The organism is Candidatus Margulisiibacteriota bacterium (genome assembly GCA_028715625.1).
Lineage (GTDB): Bacteria > Margulisbacteria > Riflemargulisbacteria > GWF2-35-9 > GWF2-35-9 > JAQURL01.
Genome location: JAQURL010000044.1, coordinates 1 through 17,413 on the forward strand (window position 1 = coordinate 1; position 17,413 = coordinate 17,413).

The 17,413-nt window shown below is 41.9% G+C and carries 14 protein-coding genes; 8 read left to right on the forward strand and 6 right to left on the reverse strand.

The window, feature by feature from the left end; genetic code table 11:
* From PHV30_07930 to PHV30_07955, 6 genes are all read left to right on the forward strand, one after another.
* The coding region (locus tag PHV30_07930) for a diguanylate cyclase (protein ID MDD5456945.1) at positions 1-789 on the forward strand (789 nt) is incomplete at its 5' end.
* Between the two features lie 76 nt (positions 790-865).
* Positions 866-1,345, forward strand: coding sequence for a hypothetical protein (locus PHV30_07935; protein MDD5456946.1), 480 nt, complete (start codon positions 866-868; stop codon positions 1,343-1,345).
* A 293-nt stretch (positions 1,346-1,638) separates the two neighbouring features.
* Positions 1,639-2,538, forward strand: a complete 900-nt coding sequence (locus PHV30_07940; protein ID MDD5456947.1) for a hypothetical protein — start codon at positions 1,639-1,641, stop codon at positions 2,536-2,538.
* Between the two features lie 89 nt (positions 2,539-2,627).
* On the forward strand, positions 2,628-4,925 hold the full coding sequence (locus tag PHV30_07945; GenBank protein ID MDD5456948.1) for a methyl-accepting chemotaxis protein: 2,298 nt from the start codon (positions 2,628-2,630) through the stop codon (positions 4,923-4,925).
* Between the two features lie 82 nt (positions 4,926-5,007).
* A complete protein-coding gene (locus PHV30_07950) occupies positions 5,008-6,144 on the forward strand; it encodes an ABC transporter substrate-binding protein (GenBank protein ID MDD5456949.1) in 1,137 nt (378 codons plus the stop codon).
* Between the two features lie 308 nt (positions 6,145-6,452).
* The gene (locus tag PHV30_07955; GenBank protein MDD5456950.1) at positions 6,453-7,352 is read left to right on the forward strand and encodes a hypothetical protein; all 900 of its coding nucleotides are present in this window, start codon (positions 6,453-6,455) and stop codon (positions 7,350-7,352) included.
* Between the two features lie 58 nt (positions 7,353-7,410).
* On the opposite strand, the gene PHV30_07960 is transcribed toward PHV30_07955, so the two are convergent.
* From PHV30_07960 to kdpA, 5 genes are read right to left on the reverse strand one after another with little or no spacing between them, the layout of a single operon-like run.
* Positions 7,411-8,097: a response regulator transcription factor gene (locus tag PHV30_07960; GenBank protein MDD5456951.1), complete on the reverse strand. Its 687-nt coding sequence runs from the start codon at positions 8,095-8,097 to the stop codon at positions 7,411-7,413.
* On the reverse strand, positions 8,094-10,775 hold the full coding sequence (locus tag PHV30_07965; GenBank protein MDD5456952.1) for a sensor histidine kinase KdpD: 2,682 nt from the start codon (positions 10,773-10,775) through the stop codon (positions 8,094-8,096). The genes PHV30_07960 and PHV30_07965 overlap by 4 nt, the downstream gene beginning before the upstream one ends.
* Positions 10,772-11,350 carry a potassium-transporting ATPase subunit KdpC gene (gene kdpC / locus PHV30_07970; protein MDD5456953.1) on the reverse strand — a complete coding sequence of 193 codons (579 nt, stop codon included), beginning with the start codon at positions 11,348-11,350 and terminating at the stop codon, positions 10,772-10,774. Before kdpC ends, PHV30_07965 begins: the two co-directional genes overlap by 4 nt.
* Positions 11,351-11,359: 9 nt before the next feature.
* A complete protein-coding gene (gene kdpB, locus PHV30_07975; GenBank protein ID MDD5456954.1) occupies positions 11,360-13,450 on the reverse strand; it encodes a potassium-transporting ATPase subunit KdpB in 2,091 nt (696 codons plus the stop codon).
* Between the two features lie 8 nt (positions 13,451-13,458).
* A complete protein-coding gene (gene kdpA, locus PHV30_07980) occupies positions 13,459-15,147 on the reverse strand; it encodes a potassium-transporting ATPase subunit KdpA (GenBank protein ID MDD5456955.1) in 1,689 nt (562 codons plus the stop codon).
* A gap of 301 nt (positions 15,148-15,448) precedes the next feature.
* Here kdpA and PHV30_07985 point away from each other — a divergent pair, with 301 nt between their 5' ends.
* On the forward strand, positions 15,449-15,577 hold the full coding sequence (locus PHV30_07985) for a hypothetical protein (protein ID MDD5456956.1): 129 nt from the start codon (positions 15,449-15,451) through the stop codon (positions 15,575-15,577).
* Positions 15,570-16,172: a Fic family protein gene (locus PHV30_07990; GenBank protein ID MDD5456957.1), complete on the forward strand. Its 603-nt coding sequence runs from the start codon at positions 15,570-15,572 to the stop codon at positions 16,170-16,172. Before PHV30_07985 ends, PHV30_07990 begins: the two co-directional genes overlap by 8 nt.
* Before the next feature lie 232 nt (positions 16,173-16,404).
* On the opposite strand, the gene PHV30_07995 is transcribed toward PHV30_07990, so the two are convergent.
* Positions 16,405-17,184 (reverse strand): HIT domain-containing protein, encoded by a 780-nt coding sequence (locus PHV30_07995; GenBank protein MDD5456958.1) that lies wholly within the window; start codon positions 17,182-17,184, stop codon positions 16,405-16,407.
* Positions 17,185-17,413: the final 229 nt, after the last annotated feature.

The following is a 17,413-nucleotide window of genomic DNA, read 5'->3' on the forward strand; positions in this document are numbered from 1 at the left end:
GATATTTTCGATCATCCTACCGGCGACAAGGTACTGCAGTATTTATCCATGATAAGCAAAAAACAGTTCAGAGGTGAAGATATCATCACCCGTTACGGGGGTGAGGAATTTGTCGTATTGCTGGATGACTGCGACAAAAAAGACGGTTTTCTGAGAATGGAAACTTTCCGAAAATATCTGGAAGAACACCCTTTAGAAATCAGAGATCTGCCGGTGATAAGCGATCACAAAGGCGAACTTGACCTGCTGAAAATTATTATAAACATGATCAAATATGAACAGTTGGAAAACCCGACCAAGGAAATTTTATGGTCAAAACTGAACAGCAACCAAATCGTTATAAAAGAGACGGAAAATGAAAATTTCAAAGAAGCTCTGAACGAACTGTTTTCGCATATTATTGAAAACAATATAACCGGTGCGGATATACCATTCAATGACAACACCATCAAAGCTGTGGAGGACATTTTTGAAAAAAGAGGTATTAAACCGGATAGCCTCAAACTGAATATCAACCTCAATCTGACCGCGAGTATCGGCGTGGAGTCCCTTGATTATCATACACTGAGGTCATTTACGGAAATGAATAAAAATCTGCCGAAGGACGTACTTATAGAATTATTAAAAAAAGAAGCAGGTATCAGTGAGGATTTTTTTGAAGAATTATCACAGGAACAGTTAGCCATGATGCATGTATTCATTATCCATTTAAAAACAGCTGACGAACGCATGAAAACAGCCAAACAAACAGGAAGAAACCGTGTGCTGAACGGAATGACAAATCATTAGAGGATTTCTTCCGCATCTTTTTTTCTTTTATTTCTTATTGTATATTTAAATCATGGTATATCTGCAAAGGATTTTTTTGGTAATTCTGTTGGTAATCGTGCCGGTGTTCACTGCTGAAATCACTTTTAAGGTTATTCCGGGAGATTATAATACAAGCACTTATGTATTTTCCCAAAACAATAAAAACATTGCTTCCTGGAATTTAACCGATGACGACAGCATTGCCGCGCAAACCGGAAAGGTGCCGAACGGCATAGTCAGGGCCAGAGATGAAAAAGGTAAAATATTTATGGAGTTGGCTATAAAGAACAATCAGCTGAATGGTGTCTGCAAAGAATATTATAATACGGGTGACATACATTTCCTTAGAAAATACAAAAATAACAGGTTAAACGGAATAACCAGAGAGTTTTATCAGGACGGCGACCTGCATTTTGCCTGGTCGTATCGTGATAACAAACTGGACGGAGATTCTCTGGAATACGATGAAGACGGCAGACTGAAAGGTAAATTCACCTATAGAAAAGGTGTCAAGGAATACATCTTTTATTACTGATCTCTGAAAATTTCTCTTTGATTAGCTGAAATTATTCCCCTTATTTAACGTTATATTATCGTGAACCGTGACGCGTGACGCGTGAAGCGTGAACCGTGAAAAGTGAATAGTGAAACGTGAAAAGTGAAAGGCGTCATACCGAGCGAAGTCGAGGAATCTTTTGTTTAAGAGTGCAGTGCAAGAGTCACCCTGAGCCTGACGAAGGGTGACATAAACATTGGTCATACTGAGCCAGTTTACCCTGAGCTTGTCGAAGGGAAGCATGACCAAACATGACCAAGAGAAAGTTAATTATGCTAAACAAAATCATATCCTTAATTGATCCCTTTCCCTGGCTGGCAGGCAAGGCTCCGACTATCGGGCTTATTTTCAGCAGTCACAGCCGGCTGAATAATATATTGCCGGTAATAGATAACATGGCCCGCGATTTCGGTATACCTCTGATACGCAATGGTTTCGGTTCTTTACTGCAGATCGTGATCGGCGGTGACGGTACCAATATCGCTACAGTCAGGCAGATGCCGGATCTGCAAGTGCCGGTTTTTGGAATAAAAGGGGGCACCTATAATGCCGCGCCCCTCATTGAAGCGGACAAGGTTTCAGCCACACTGAAAAATTTTTTGGCAAATAAATATTCGCTTGCGCAACGTAATCTTTTTTCCATAGGTTTGCCCCTGCGGACCATAGGCCATGACCGTTATGGTGATTTGATCCTGGGATACCGCAGCAGAGGGCAGGAAACAAGATTGCGGGTGATTAACGAAGTGGTGTTGAATTATATCGGAGATTCTCCGCTTAGAATTGAAATGCCGGAAGCGGGATTTAACTTCCGGGGCAACGGTTTTTTACTTTGTACGGCCCTGGGCTCCACCGCGGAAAATTTTTCTTATCAGGGACTGGAAATACCCTACGATCATTCCGGTTATGTTTTTACGCCTATAGCCCCATATCGCCGGCTGGATGCGCCCACCGAACGTGAAGCTGTGTCCGGCGTCATCGAATTGGGCTCCAAGCAATATATAGAAATATCTTATCTCCGCCAGTCCTTTTATGTGAAGCACGGTTTAAAACTGCATATAGATAATCGCAGCCCGATATTTATACCCAGGTCAATACATGGCAAAGAATTAACGCGGGTAAAAATACCTGTTTATAAAGAAGAACCCTGGCGCACAATCAGGCCAGTCAATTAATGCCGGTGTCATGTTATCAGGCAAAGAAATTAGGTGTATAAAGTTACGCAACTATTCTCAAAACAGGAAAAATATTTTATGCTGAATATGTGGGGATATCTTTTAATTTAAAGACTAAAATTTACTTCAGTTCGTTTATAGTTGTCATCGCCTTGTTTTTTTTAATGCTTTCGCTTCTGACCGGGCTCAAGCTTATACGTCGGGATATAGACCAGCTCACCCGAAAAACAACTCCATACCAGATAAAAGTATTAAACCTGGAAAGACTGCTGGGAGCGCATATAGCCAATCTGGTGGAAGTTTCCAATTTTAAAACCAAACCCGAATATGACGCCTTTATAACCAGGGTTAAAGGCTCATCACAGCAGGTTGAAAGATCAGGTGCCGAGCTGGCCGCTCTCAAAAACGGGAAGGTGCTTAATTATCAGGAGATAAAGGAAATAACCCTGAAGATCATGGATAATACGCTGAAGAAAATAATTGCCGATGAACAGGCCAGGGATTCATTACCCGTGATCAAGGGAAAAAATGAATTATCCGACAAAAGTATGTATGTGCTGGAAAAAACCATTCGCAACCTGCAGAAAAATTCTTCCGGCACCATGATCGGCAATATCGATCAGTTGATGGACGCCAATAAGCAGAATCAGGCCATGGTTTCTGTCAGGAACGGTTTGAAAGATTTGTATATCTATACCTCCAGAATTTCTCTGACTACGGATGAACATTCCTGTCTCAAATTACGTGACAGTATCAGGAATACGATTATCTCCATACTGTCTTCGCTGCAGGAATTGAACGGTAAAGAGGCTCTGGTCCAGGACCTGGGAAAAAGATTGAACAAGATCAACAGTCGGCTTACTTCGTCCAAAGGTATCATCAGCCAGCAGATCAAGCGGATCAATGATGAAAATGAAATGCTCAGAGATATTGTGGATGACGCTGCCAAAGAAGTATTGTTCGAGATCAATAACTGTATTCCCTTAATCGAAAAGGAACTGAGCAAGTCCGCTGAGTTGCTTAGCACCAGCACTTCCGGCATGACCAGCCAGGTGCATTTGTTCACCAATACCAATGCCGTACTTAATTACACTTCTTCCTTATCCTTATTGAACAAAAATATTGAGGCGCAAATTAATTATTGTTATTCCGTTATTTATCTGAAAGATATGGAAGAAATGCTGCTGCTTATCAGGGAAAATTTCAGGAGAGCTTATTCTATAGCATCGGAACTGACCGCAATACTGGTAGCGAATAAACAAACCCGGGAAGCGGCTTATTTGCGGGAATATATAAATAACCTCAAAGAAGAGGATGCCCTGTTCATGAGCAAAGAAGGTATTGCGGACAAGCTGGAGCAGTCAATTAAATACAGGCTGGACCTGGAAGAAATGATCAGGAAAATGAATGAAGTGGTTTCCAGACAGCTCAGCGCCAGCAAAGAGGAAGCCGACTCTGCCCGTAAATCGCAGGAATCGGCTATAGTTTCGTTAAATAAAACAGCGGACCTGATCATAAAATTTGTTTTAGGTATTGGGGTTTTTATGGTACTGGGCATGATCCTGATTTCGTTTTTTTTGCAGCGCTCAATTACCTTGCCCATCGTCAGAGCCATGGAGATAATGAATAAAAGTGTGCAGCAGGTTATCAGCGCGGCTTCTCAGCTGTTTGCTTCCAGCCAGGAACTGGCCAGGGTCAGTTCCGATCAGTCCGCGGCCATTGAAGAATCGACCAATGCTCTGAACGAATCCGTGTCCCTCTCCGAAAAAAATGTCAGTAATATCAGTCAGGCCTCGGAATTGACAGGGAATACCAAACAGGTTGCCGAAGAAGCTAACCGGGAAATGACGGAGTTAATGGACCATATGAATGAAATAAACGCTTCCAGCGACAAGATCTCTAAAATTTTGAAAACTATAGATGATATTGCTTTCCAAACCAATCTTCTGGCTCTGAACGCGGCTGTAGAGGCAGCCAGAGCAGGAGAAGCAGGCAAAGGCTTCGCGGTAGTGGCCGAAGAGGTCAGAAACCTGGCCCAGCGCAGCGCTCAGGCCGCCAGGGATACAGCTTCTATCATCGAGAACAGTATAGGTCTATCCCAGAAAGGGTTTGAATCCACCCAGAAGGTAGCTTTATCACTTAAAAAGATTAATGAGCAGACCGATAAGGTATCTTCCTTTACTTACGAAACTGCTGAATCCATAAAAAAACAGTCACAGGGTACTCAGGAAATAAACAGGGCTATCGGCGATATCGCCAAAGTAACCCAGAATGTATCTGCCAATGCTGTGGAAACCAGCTCCACGTCTGAAGCACTTAATAAACAGGCGCGTGAACTCAGCGAAAGTGTAGACCAGTTGAATAATCTGGTTTATGGTGGAAAATAAGTTTAATAAACGGAAATTTTATTTTTTTATCAACTATAAAGGAAGGAGGCTTTTTTTAGCAACAAAGGAAGGAGTAAAATAAATGAAAAAGATCATATTTTTGATAAGTGTTTTTTCTCTGCTGTTGACTGCTTGTTTCGCGGTGGACGGAATAACCGATGATAGCATCAGGGTAGGTATGTGTAACGCGCTTACCGGTCCGACTTCGGCTTTGGGCCAGGGTATCATGACCGGTGCTTCGGTATATTTTGATAATATTAACAATGCCGGAGGGATCAATGGCCGGAAAATTGTCCTGATCAGTAAGGATGACGGTTATGAACCGGCTAATACCGTACCCAATACCAATGAGCTGATAGATAAGGAAAATGTTTTTGTATTATTCGGGTATGTGGGCACACCCACTTCCAAGGCCGCGGTACCTATCGCCACAGTTGCCGGAGTACCCTTCATCGCTCCGTTCACCGGCGCGGAAGCCTTTAGGAACCCGGTCAATAAATATGTTTTTAATGTACGGGCCAGCTATTATGATGAAACCGAAGTAATGGTGAATTACCTGGTCAATAACGGTTACAAAAAAATAGGTTTTTTCGGGCAGAATGACAGTTATGGTGACGCGGGCAAAGCCGGCGTGATGAAAGCTTTAAAGAAACGCAAAATGCAGCTTTTCGGCGACGCGCGTTATGCCCGAAATACTGTAGAAGTAGATGATGCCCTAACGCAGCTGCGCGTAGAAAACCCGGATGCGGTAATTATGGTTGGAGCCTATAAACCCTGCGCTGCTTTCATAAAAAAAGCCAAAGCCGCCGGTATGAACTGGGCCTTTGTGAACATTTCTTTTGTGGGCACCAAGGAACTTCTTGCCGAGCTGGGTTCGGATAAAGAAAATGTAATGATAACTGAAGTTGTTCCCGTGCCATATGAGACCGATTCCATACCTCTGGTACAATCTTATCGTGCAGCCATGACCGCTGCCGGACAGCAGGACAAGATCAACTTTACCAGCTTCGAAGGTTACATCGATGCCATGGTTTTGGTTGAGGGTTTAAAGAAAGCAGGCAAGGACATGGATAGAGATTCTTTCATCGCTGCCATGGAATCCATTTCCGACCTGGATATCGGCGGCCTGAAGATAGGGTTTTCGCCCACCAATCATCAGGCTCTGGACTATGTGATACTGACTAAAGTAATAGACGGTAAACTGCAGCAAATAAAGTAAACGAAAAGGTAAGCGGCGGGGATATGTTCCCCTGCCGCTTACCTTAGTTCCCTACGGAAATACCGGCATAAGATTCTTCCGGGATATTTAACGCATATAAATGGTCCGCACAGTATCGATAAGCCTGCGCTTTTCGGATATTCTTTTTTACCCGCAACAGCGCAGTGCAAAAGAATACGGACCGGTTTTCCAATATAAAAAAATATTTGCCTAATAGTCATAGTTGTACAATAATATTAGTTTACGATAAGCATGCCTATTATAAAAGTATCTTTACGGAAGGCATGCGTATAGTAAGGAGGAGCATTATGAGAACAAGCAAAGTTTTATTCGTAGTAATTATCATTTTCGGTCTTTTATCATTTTCTCTGGCCAGGGGGCCAGGAAAAGGTAAAGCCGGAGAAACCTCAGTATCTCTGGAGGATTTAAAGAATCGTGATACCCAGCTCCAGACCGCCGGTAAAATTTTCAGAGGAAATATCCAGGCCTTGAAGCCGCTCAAAAAAATAGCGATAGCGGAATTCACAGTGTGTTATCTCACCAGTTATGAAGATGAAAGAATGGGACTGGAAACCCAGATGAAGCTTGCTTTTAATGATGACAACTTCAGGCAGGGTTCAGACCTTCTCTATGATTCTTTTGTAAAGAAATTTCAGGACGCAGGATATGAAGTGGTGCCAAAGGCTGATGTGCAGGCCAATGCCAACTTCCAGAAATTGGCAGGCAAGGATAGCGAAGACATGATCAATTACACCATGGAAGACAAAAAAACCATGAAATTTCGAATGATCCCTGCTACCGGATTCAAGGCTACCGGAGGCGGAATCGGAGCATTCGGTTCAGGAGAAGCCGCTAACGCTTTGGCCCAGATGGGCAACAGAAGCCTTTATCCGCGGATTACCAAAGATTTGGGAGCGGACGCTACTATTACCGTTCATCTCAACGTCGGCTTTGATAAAAATTTCAAGCTGGTCGTGTTCTGGTCCAGAAGCGGCGTCAGCCTCATGAAAATTTATCAGGGGTTCACAGATGACGGGCATGATAACGTAGCAGCTGTTAACGAATATGAAATACATAACAGTTTCTTTACTTTGACAGAAGCGTTGAACGTATCCGGCAAGGAGCTTACCTTTAAAGAGTATATGGATAACATGGATATGCTTCAGAACTCATTACTGGATTGTTTGCTCACAGCTGCAAAACAGTAGTTTTTTGTAGTTGAAGGTATGTGATAACCGTCAGGGTAAGGAAGGTTTATGACAGTTATTAAAATATAGTCAGTCGGTAACCTACGCCCTGTTCGGTGCCGATCAGTCCTTTTATGCCTGTATTGTTCTCCAGCTTTCTGCGCAACTGACTTACATAAATGCGTACATAATGGGCCTGCTGCACAGCATGTGGGCCCCAGACTTCTTTTAATAACTGGCTTTGAGTTATAATTTTCCCTTCATATTTTACCAGGACCTTTAAAAGGTTAAATTCTGTAGGTGTAAGTTCAACCAGGAGTGTATTTACTTTTACTACTCTGGTATTAAAATTTATTTCCAATGGGCCATTGGAATAAACAGGGGATTCCTTCAGGTTTACAGCATGTCTCAGGGCAACGCGTATTCTGGCCAGGAGTTCAGTCATGCTGAAAGGTTTGGTCAGATAATCATCTGCTCCGGCGTCCAGTAAATTTTCTTTCTCTTTGTCGGTGTTACTTACTGTTAATATTATTACGGGGACAGCAGATTGCGCTCGAATATTACTTAGTACTGTTTGGCCGGGAATATCCGGCAGTTCCAGGTCAAGAATAACAACATCAGGGTGATTGTTATTAAACATTTCCAGTCCATCTTTACCGGTTTTGGCTAAAAAAAGCTTATATCCCTGGGCGTCCAGACTTATTTCCAGAAATCTTCTGATAGATTTTTCATCGTCAATTATGAGTATTTTTGCACCCCGGTTCATGGGTTTTCCTCAGCAGGTAATTTCGGTTGGAGTGTCAGGGGTAAGGCAATTTGTATTTCTAACCCTCCCTTAATTCGGTTCATAGCTTTTATGGAACCTCCGTGGGCTTCTATTACGCTTTTGGCTATTGTTAAGCCGAGCCCAGTACCGCCGGTCGGAGAGCCGGGTACCCTGTAAAATTTATCGAAAATAGCGGATAGAAGTTCCGGGGGCACACCCGGGCCGTTATCGGCTATGGTAATTGTCAGTTGTCTTTCGTCATTACTGACATTTATGCTGATTATGGATTTTTGGGGAGTATAGATTGCAGCATTTAATAAAATATTTTTTATGGCGGTTTCCATTAACCCATAATCAATTTGTATAAACGGTAACTTGTCTTTAATATCCAGTTTAAGTTTATGCTCCGCCAGTTGTTTGCTCAAATTTCCGATACAAGTTGAAAGCACTTCTCCGATATCATTCCATTCCTTTTTTAAAGTCAAAACTCCGGAAGATAACCTGGACATATCCAGAATGTTGGTTATTTCGTAATTCAACCGTTCTACAGCTTCCCCCAATTCTTCCAGTAATTGTGAACGGATTTTTTTGTTATTATGCATTTGTTCATTTTGGAGAGCCGATGCCAGGCCGACAATAGCGGTCATAGGTGTTTTTAATTCATGGGAGATACTATTAAATATGGTTTGATAAAGCCTTTCCGATTCTTCCAGTTTCTGGGCGTCACGCGACCTTTCCTGAAAAAGTTTTTTTTCCAGATAAATTGCCAGTTGTTTTGAAATTACCTGCAGAAGAGTTTTTTCATCCGGTGTTAAGGGTTTGGATTGCTTCGGCTCAAAAGATAAAACTCCGGTCATCATTGAGGAGCCGTTCAGGGGGACATAAAAAGCGCTGGAAAGCGACAATGTATCTGTAGACCAGCCAGCGGGTTGATTGTTTTCGAACACCCAGTTCACCACAGCCAGTTGTTTTTTATCAAACACGGCAGGATCGATGGTTTGCAGGTCCTTGGAATTAATTTTATCAATGTAAAAAATTAATATTTTGCCATTAAAAATTGTTTGAACTTGTTCGGTAAAATCTTTAATACATTCAGTTCTCTCTTTAGCTTGGGCAATAATTTTAACAATGTTGAACATGGTTTCGGTCCGGGTTTCCCTGATACGCAGCAAACGTTCACGTTCTCTGATCCGATGTGCCAACAGTCCGGTGATAATTGCGGTAAAGCCATAGGCTAAACACATTATCAAATCCGCTGCTTCCCGGATGAAGAAAGTTCCGACAGGGGGAATAAAAAAATAATTCCAAAGCAAAGCACTGAGCAAGGCTGAGAAAATAAGCGGCCCGAACCTCGCGAACATACTGATAATAGTTATAGCCAATAAATATATAAAACCGATCGACTTATATCCCAGATAAGGTACCAATAGAAAATTGATCAGAGTTACGATCAGAAGTATCCATATTGTTTGCCAATAATTTCCTTTTAGAGTGATCTTGACATTCATGGTTGGTTTAAATTTCGTCTGTTCAGGCAAAGAGTCTTCTCTTAATACATGCACGTCAATGTTAATTTCTTTTACCATGCGGTCCAATAACGTGCCGCTTTGGATTATTTTTTGGATAAAATTCGGACGAGGTCGACCAACAATGATTTGGGTTATCAGACGCGACTCAACAATACGTTTTATAGCCGCGATGATATCAGTATCAACAGTTGAAATAACTTCAGCGCCAAGTTGTCTGGCAAGTTCCAGGTTTTCTGCCAAACGCCTGTTGTCTTCATCGGATAATACAGCACTGTTTTGCACATTAAGAGCTATCCATGTGGAATTGGTGGCAAACGCGATACGTCTGGTCGCTCTTATTAATCTTTTAGAATGAGGGCTATGGCTTACAGCTACCATAAACCGCTCATTTGTTCTCAAAAATTTTGTATTCCCGCTCAAGCTGGTCAGGTAGTCCAGATCCTTATGGACAATCTCGCTGGTAAAACGAAGCGCAAGCTCACGTAATGCTGTTAACTGGTCGGTTTTAAAAAAATTGTCCAGCGCGGTTATAGCCCTGTCCTCAAGATATACTTTACCTTCTTTTATGCGCAACTGTAGGACATCCGGAGGTAAATCTATCAATTCAATCTGGTCCGCTCGTTCCAGTATGGAATCAGGGACCAGCTCACGGACCGTAATGCCGGTTATCAGCTCCACATCTTCTTTGCGGCTTTCCACATGTTGAATATTTAAAGTTGTATAGACATTAATTCCCTGATTTAAAAGTTCCTCTACATCTTGCCAACGCTTGGCGTGCCTCATACCCGGGATGTTAGTATGAGCGAGTTCATCCACCAGGACCACCTGCGGTTTGCGTTTCAAAACTGCTTCTATGTCCAGCTCTTCAAAAACTTTATTTTTGTATTCCACTTTTAATCTGGGGATTTTTGGGATTTTTTGGGCCAGGGACTCTGTTTCTTTTCTGCCATGGGTTTCTACTAACCCTATAATCACATCTACCTTTTCTTTTAGCAGAACATCAGCCGCTTCCAGCATTGCGTATGTTTTACCCACGCCCGCGCACATACCCAGGAAAATGCGCAGATGGCCGGATGAAGACGTGTTTTCAGAATGCTTTACAGCTTTAAGAAGCGCGTCAGGATCAGGTCTGTTATCCTTATAGCTCATTTCTCTATTATAACAAGTGTATCAAGGGCAAGATTTAATTTCAGTACATTAACCCTGGGTTCTCCCAAAACATGAAAATCTCTGGCTTCTGCTATTTTGTAAATTAACCCCTCGATTTTCTTCTTTTCCGCTTCAGACCAGTTACGTGCTTTAATAATTCTGTCTACCTGCAGCTCAGCGGCTTTTAAACTTATATGTGGGTCCAGTCCGCTACCGGATGTAAATAACATTTCAGCCGGAACTTCTTTGGCTGTAAAATTATTTGTTAAAAATGACGCTTTACGATCGGCTATAGCTTTTTGCATTGCTTTACTGCTTATCGCCAAATTACTACCGCCAGAAGGTAGCGGGTCATAATCAATAGCCGAAGGACGGGGCCAAAAATATTTTGGGCTTATAAATTGTTGTCCGATCAGGCTTGAGCCCACAATTTTATTATTTACTGTCAACAAGCTTCCCTGGGCCTTTTCCGGGAAAAACTTTAACGAGGCAATGGTTATCAGCAGTGGATATATCAAGCCTGTAAGTATAGTCAGCGCCAAAAAAAGCAGGAACGCTGATTTTATGGTTTTCATAAATCCTCCTTACGAAACCAATTTGAGACCGATAACTATAATATCGATCAACTTGATCCCGATAAACGGTAAAATTATTCCGCCCAGACCATAAATTAATAAATTACGCATTACCAACGCCGAGGCGCTGCGGGCATAATAAGGAACGCCGCGTAGGGCCAGAGGGATCAAAAATACTATTATCAGGGCATTAAAAATTACGGCGCTCAGAATAGCGCTTTGCGGTGAAGACAGGCGCATAATATTTAATGCGGATAAGGGGCCCTGGTTATTAACCGAATACAAAAAACCGAACATGGCCGGGATAATAGCAAAATATTTAGCCACATCATTAGCGATACTGAATGTTGTCAAGGCGCCCCGGGTCATCAATATTTGTTTGCCGGTTTCCACGATTTCGATAAGTTTTGTAGGATTACTGTCCAAATCTATCATATTCCCGGCTTCTCTGGCTGCCTGTGTGCCGGTATTCATTGTTACTCCTACATCGGCTTGAGCCAGGGCCGGCGCGTCATTGGAACCGTCACCGGTCATGGCCACCAAATGTCCACCATCCTGTTCCAGCCTTATACGGGATAGCTTGGACTCGGGAGTAGCTTCGGCAATGAAGTCATCCACACCTGCTTCTGCCGCGATAGCCGCGGCTGTCAGAGGATTATCCCCTGTAATCATTACCGTACGTATACCCATTTTGCGCAGTTCCGCGAACCTTTCTTTAATGCCGCCTTTAACCATATCTTTCAACTGAATAATTCCCAGGATGAGTCCATTTTCGCTGACTGCCAGAGGAGTACCACCCTCCTGTGCGATTTGTTTTCCAAGTTGTTCGATTTCTGTGGGGATATTTTCTCCAAGTTCCTTTGCATAACGACAAATAGCTTCCACCGCTCCTTTACGGATAGAGGTTTTTATCATACCTTTTTCATCCGTGTAATCTACTCCGCTCATTTGCGTCTGGGCAGAAAACGGAATAAAGTTCGGCACGCCTTCTATGTTATGGATTGAACGCAGGTTAAACCTGTTTTTAGCTAAAACCACAACAGAACGGCCTTCAGGTGTTTCGTCCGATAAAGACGCGGCCTGGGCTACCTCTGCCAGCTTTTCTTCTGTTATTCCCTGCACAGGGAAAAAGGCGGTTGCCATTCTGTTCCCCAGAGTAATGGTCCCTGTTTTATCCAACAAAATAATATCAATATCACCAGCGGCTTCAATAGCCCTGCCGCTTTTGGCAATTACATTTTTTTTAATCAGTTTATTAATACCGGCAATTCCTATAGCGCTAAGCAGTCCGCCGATTGTTGTAGGTATTAAGCATACCAGCAGCGCGGTAAGCACTGTAATCGAAACCATAATACTGCTGTCCTGACCGGCTGATCTTGTAGCATAATCAGCGAAAAACTTAAGCGTAGCCACAGTTACCAGAAAAACAATCGTCATTCCGGACAAAACCACGCTTAAGGCAATTTCATTAGGAGTTTTTTGACGTTTCGCGCCCTCAATCATCGTTATAATGCGGTCAATAAATCCTTCGCCTTTTTCCACTGTTACTTTTATAATAATTTTGTCACTTATGACCCTTGTACCGCCCGTAACTGCGCTTCTATCCCCGCCGCTTTCCCTGATAACAGGAGCAGATTCTCCTGTGATGGCCGACTCATCTACGCTGGCTATGCCTTCAATAACATCGCCGTCTGCAGGAATTATATCGTTTGCTTCGCAAATCACAGTGTCACCTTTTTTTAAAGTTGCGGCCGCTACATTTTTTATTTTTCCATTAATCAGTAGTTTCGCGATATTATCTTTGCGTGTTTTTTTTAAGCTCTCAGCCTGAGCTTTACTGTGTCCCTCGGCAACTGCCTCGGCAAAATTTGCAAAGTAAACTGTGGCCCATAACCACAGGCTGATTTGCAACTCAAAGGTAAAGGAATTATGTTCTGCAATATTCTGCAAAGTTATCAAAGCCGTAAGTATGGCCCCTATGTAACATACAAACATAACCGGATTACGCATCTGCACACCGGGGGCAAATTTTTTAAAAGCATCCAGTGCTGCTTGTTTATAAATTTTACTGTCTATTTTTACATTATTTTGTTCGTTCATGATATTTCCTAAAATAATAATTTATGGCTTAAGAGCAAAAAATGCTCCATTACCGGACCTAATGCTAAAGCCGGAAAAAAATTCAGCCCCGCCACTATTAATATGACTCCAAACAAAAGTACAGCGAAAGTAATATCATTTGTTGAAAAAGTGCCCGAGGAAGCAGGGATTGTTTTTTTATTGGCCATACTTCCGGCAATAATAATACAAGGAATTATTACAGAAAATCTGCCTATGAGCATCACCATGGCCAGGGCCAGATTATAAAAAGGGGTATTGGCATTTAACCCGGCAAAGGCACTGCCGTTATTCCCGGCGGCAGAAGTAAACGCGTATAATATTTCGCTGAACCCATGAGGCCCGGGTATGGTTGTACTGCTTGATCCCGCCGGTATTGCTAAAGCCAGGCTGGTACCGAACAAAATGAAAATTGATGATGTGAGAATACCGATTATTGCCAGTAGAATTTCTTTTTTTTCGATTTTTTTCCCTAAATATTCAGGTGTACGTCCTGCCATAAGTCCTGCCAAAAATACTGTCAGCATGATAAAAAGTATCATTCCGTACATTCCTGAGCCGATACCGCCGAAAATGATTTCGCCCAGCATAATATTAAACATAGCCACACCACCTGTTAGCGGTGTAAAACTGGAATGCATGGCATTAACAGACCCGTTAGATACTGCTGTAGTTGTAGCGCCCCAAAGAATGCTGTTCACTACGCCCAGACGGGTTTCCTTACCTTCCATAAGCCTGGTACCTAGTGAATGTCCTATGGAGTATTCGTAGTGGAGGGCTATAAATAGGCCCAGCAGCAAAATAATAAGCATTACCGTAAAAATAATAATGGCATGTTTTCTGGAGCCGATCATTATGCCAAAGCTGTAAACAAGTGCAGCCGGCAGTATTAAAATTGCGAGCATTTCCAGAAAGTTGGAAGTAGGGGTAGGATTTTCATAGGGATGAGCACTATTGGCGTTAAAGTAACCACCGCCATTAGTTCCCAGCTGTTTAATGGCAATTTGTGAAGCAACCGGTCCGAAGGGCAGAGTTTGTTTTTGCTGTTCCAGAGTAATTATTTCCTTATTGGCTGAAAAATTTTGAATTACTCCCTGACTTACTAATAGCAAAGAAAAAACAAGGCAAATCGGAAGCAGGATATAAACAACACTTCTGGTAATATCAGCCCAAAAATTACCCAGTTCAGCAGTTTTCATGCGTATAAATCCGCGGACTAATACTGCGAATACAGCCAGGCCCGTAGCCGCACTTAAGAAATTTTGTACGGTCAGGCCAAACATTTGCGTCAGATAACTCATGGTTGTTTCGCCGGCATAACCCTGCCAATTAGTGTTTGTCATAAAACTGACAGCGGTGTTTATTGCCGAGAATAGTTCCGCTTTAGGCATATGATTAGGGTTCAGGGGTAAATGATGTTGCAATAGCTGTAAAAATAATACTGCCAGAAACCCAAATAAATTAAACCAAAGCAGCGCGGCTAAATAATCTTTCCAATTCATTTCCTGCTTTTCATCGATGAAACAAATTTTGTAGATTAATTTTTCCAACCAGCCGAAAACAGAGCTCAGTATATGTCTGCGGCCTTCTAAAACAGCGGCCATGTAGCTGCCGAATATCGGTACAAGCAGTATTAGGAAAAAGAAATAGGCTGCAATTTGCATTATGCCATTTATCATTTGGACAGACCCTAAAATTTTTCCGGGTTAAACATGGCGTAAACCAAATAAATCAGTAGCAATACAACAATAATCCCGGCAATTATAAATTTCATTATTTGCTCCAGTTTAATTAGTAACTGATGTCAATTATAGTTCAAAGAAAAGATATCACAAGTAAATAAAGGCCGGGAAAATGTAAAAATAGTGTAAAAAAATACGCTTTTTATTGGATTTCCAATGTGATTATTCCGCTGAAGGTGGATTTGTAGCGGGGTAGTCATTATTGAATGTGGTACTGTTTAAATGGTATAATACGATTATGAAATTAACTAAAAATGAAGCCCGTAAGATAGCAAAATCATCCTCCAGCATTGAAGGATATAAAGGTTCTTCTTCAAAAATCAAGAAAGAAGCTGAATTGCTTTTCAAAAAAGCTTATCGTGACTGATCGTTACTATGTTTCCGGCAAGCATCCTGAGAATAAATACTATCCCGACACCTATATATTAGTTAATAAACTTAACATAAAAAATGATGAATTGTTAACCGAGTTTGAAAACATGGCATTGGCAAGAACAGTTGAATATTTCTATTCGCAGATTGAGAAAATTGATAAATTGGATTCACTTTTATTAAAAAGTATTCATAAATATTTTTTGGAAAAGTTATATCCCTGGGCAGGAAAATTCCGGACCGTAACCTTGAAAAAAGATAAAACTACATTTGCAATGCCTCAATATATACCCCAACTTATGTCTGACCTTGATAACAAGTTAGCTGATGATAAATATCTGAAAAAATTCAGCCTGAAAAAATTGGTCTATTATAAATGTGAACTGATCTCTATTCATCCTTTTCGAGAGGGTAACGGTAGGACTATAAGGCTTTTTTGCGATTTGTTATGCCTTAAAAATGGAGTAGACCGAATACATTATCCTGACAATAATAATGACTTTACTGTCTCATATATGAAAGCCAGCGAAGCTGCTGTTTTAAAAGCAAATTGTGAGCCCATGTATAAATTATTAAAAACTTTGTTATGAAATTTATTAGAAGTTGTTAACAAAAGATTCCTCGACTTCGCTCGGAATGACGCCGCCTGCGCTTCGCTCCGGTCGAAATGACGTTTCACTTTTCACGCTTCACGATTCAACTTTCTACTGTCATGCTTCGTAATACTTGGCCATGCTTCCCTTCGACAAGCTCTGGGTAAACTGGCTCAGCATGACTCGACTCCACGATTCAACTTACCCCCTACCACCTATCTCTTACCCCTTACATTTTCTCCCTTATTAATCTGGCAATTTCCTTCAGGCCCGCAGTGTCTTCCTTTTGCCGGTCATTAACATTTTTTATTCTATACAGATAATTTCTGGGGTCATAGCCTAACGAATCCTGGTCGCCTTTTTTCCTGGGAAGCAGCGCTAACTCAAAAAATCTGCCGCTGGTTTCATGCCAGGCGTAGTTAAATCCGTCTGCGGCGCTAAATATTTTTTTGGTCGCTATTATCAGCTGCTGTAACCCTGCTTGAACATTTTCAGGTATTTCTGTAATTGACCTTACTCTTTTGCGCGGATGTAAAAGTATATGTCCCGGGACTATCGGGTTCGTGGCAAGTACCGCGTAAACAAACTTGTTTTCCGGAAGAATGATATTTTCCCTTGGCCCGGGCACATCATCCGTCTGATAATTGCTAACCCCGTCGTCACCTTCGTGTCTGGGAATAATATGAAAATGCAGGTGAGCTACACTTTGTCCGGCTATCCTGCCTTCATTCCAGGCGAAATCAAACCTTTCGGCCTGAAAAACTTTTTGCAGGACCGGTAGCATCTTTTTGATAATATTCAGAACAGCAGAAAATTCTTCAACTGAAATTTCGTTTATAGTTTTTATTGGCCGTCTGGGGCACACCAGCAAATGTCCCGGATGAATAGGCGACTGCGCCGGAAATACAAAGGCTAGTTCATTGGCATACACAAGACGGTCCGAGATATGTGGAGTATTTATATCAAAAAATGCCGGGCCGCTGCGCAGTGAAGCTATTTTGTTCCTCATATATTTAATATGCCACAAAATTTGTGAGTTAAACCCGGCGCATAGCGAAAGCGACCGACATGTAAATTACTTTCCAAGTCATTGCGAGCGAAGCGTGGCAATCTATATAACTATCAATGTAGATTACTTCGTCGCTAAACTCCTCGTAATGACTAATAAGTTTTTATTTTCTTTCAGCCGTTTTCTTCCTTCGTCCTTCTTCCCTCCTCCTTCCTCCTTCATTTCCCTT

Bases quoted from the DNA above. Each gene is read 5' to 3' on its own strand.
- PHV30_07940 (MDD5456947.1), top strand. From the start codon at position 1,639: ATGCTAAACAAAATCATATCCTTAATTGATCCCTTTCCCTGGCTGGCA.
- PHV30_07950 (MDD5456949.1), top strand. From the start codon at position 5,008: ATGAAAAAGATCATATTTTTGATAAGTGTTTTTTCTCTGCTGTTGACT.
- PHV30_07955 (MDD5456950.1), top strand. From the start codon at position 6,453: ATGAGAACAAGCAAAGTTTTATTCGTAGTAATTATCATTTTCGGTCTT.
- PHV30_07960 (MDD5456951.1), bottom strand. From the start codon at position 8,097: ATGAACCGGGGTGCAAAAATACTCATAATTGACGATGAAAAATCTATC.
- PHV30_07965 (MDD5456952.1), bottom strand. From the start codon at position 10,775: ATGAGCTATAAGGATAACAGACCTGATCCTGACGCGCTTCTTAAAGCT.
- kdpC (MDD5456953.1), bottom strand. From the start codon at position 11,350: ATGAAAACCATAAAATCAGCGTTCCTGCTTTTTTTGGCGCTGACTATA.
- kdpB (MDD5456954.1), bottom strand. From the start codon at position 13,450: ATGAACGAACAAAATAATGTAAAAATAGACAGTAAAATTTATAAACAA.
- kdpA (MDD5456955.1), bottom strand. From the start codon at position 15,147: ATGATAAATGGCATAATGCAAATTGCAGCCTATTTCTTTTTCCTAATA.
- PHV30_07985 (MDD5456956.1), top strand. From the start codon at position 15,449: ATGAAATTAACTAAAAATGAAGCCCGTAAGATAGCAAAATCATCCTCC.
- PHV30_07995 (MDD5456958.1), bottom strand. From the start codon at position 17,184: ATGAGGAACAAAATAGCTTCACTGCGCAGCGGCCCGGCATTTTTTGAT.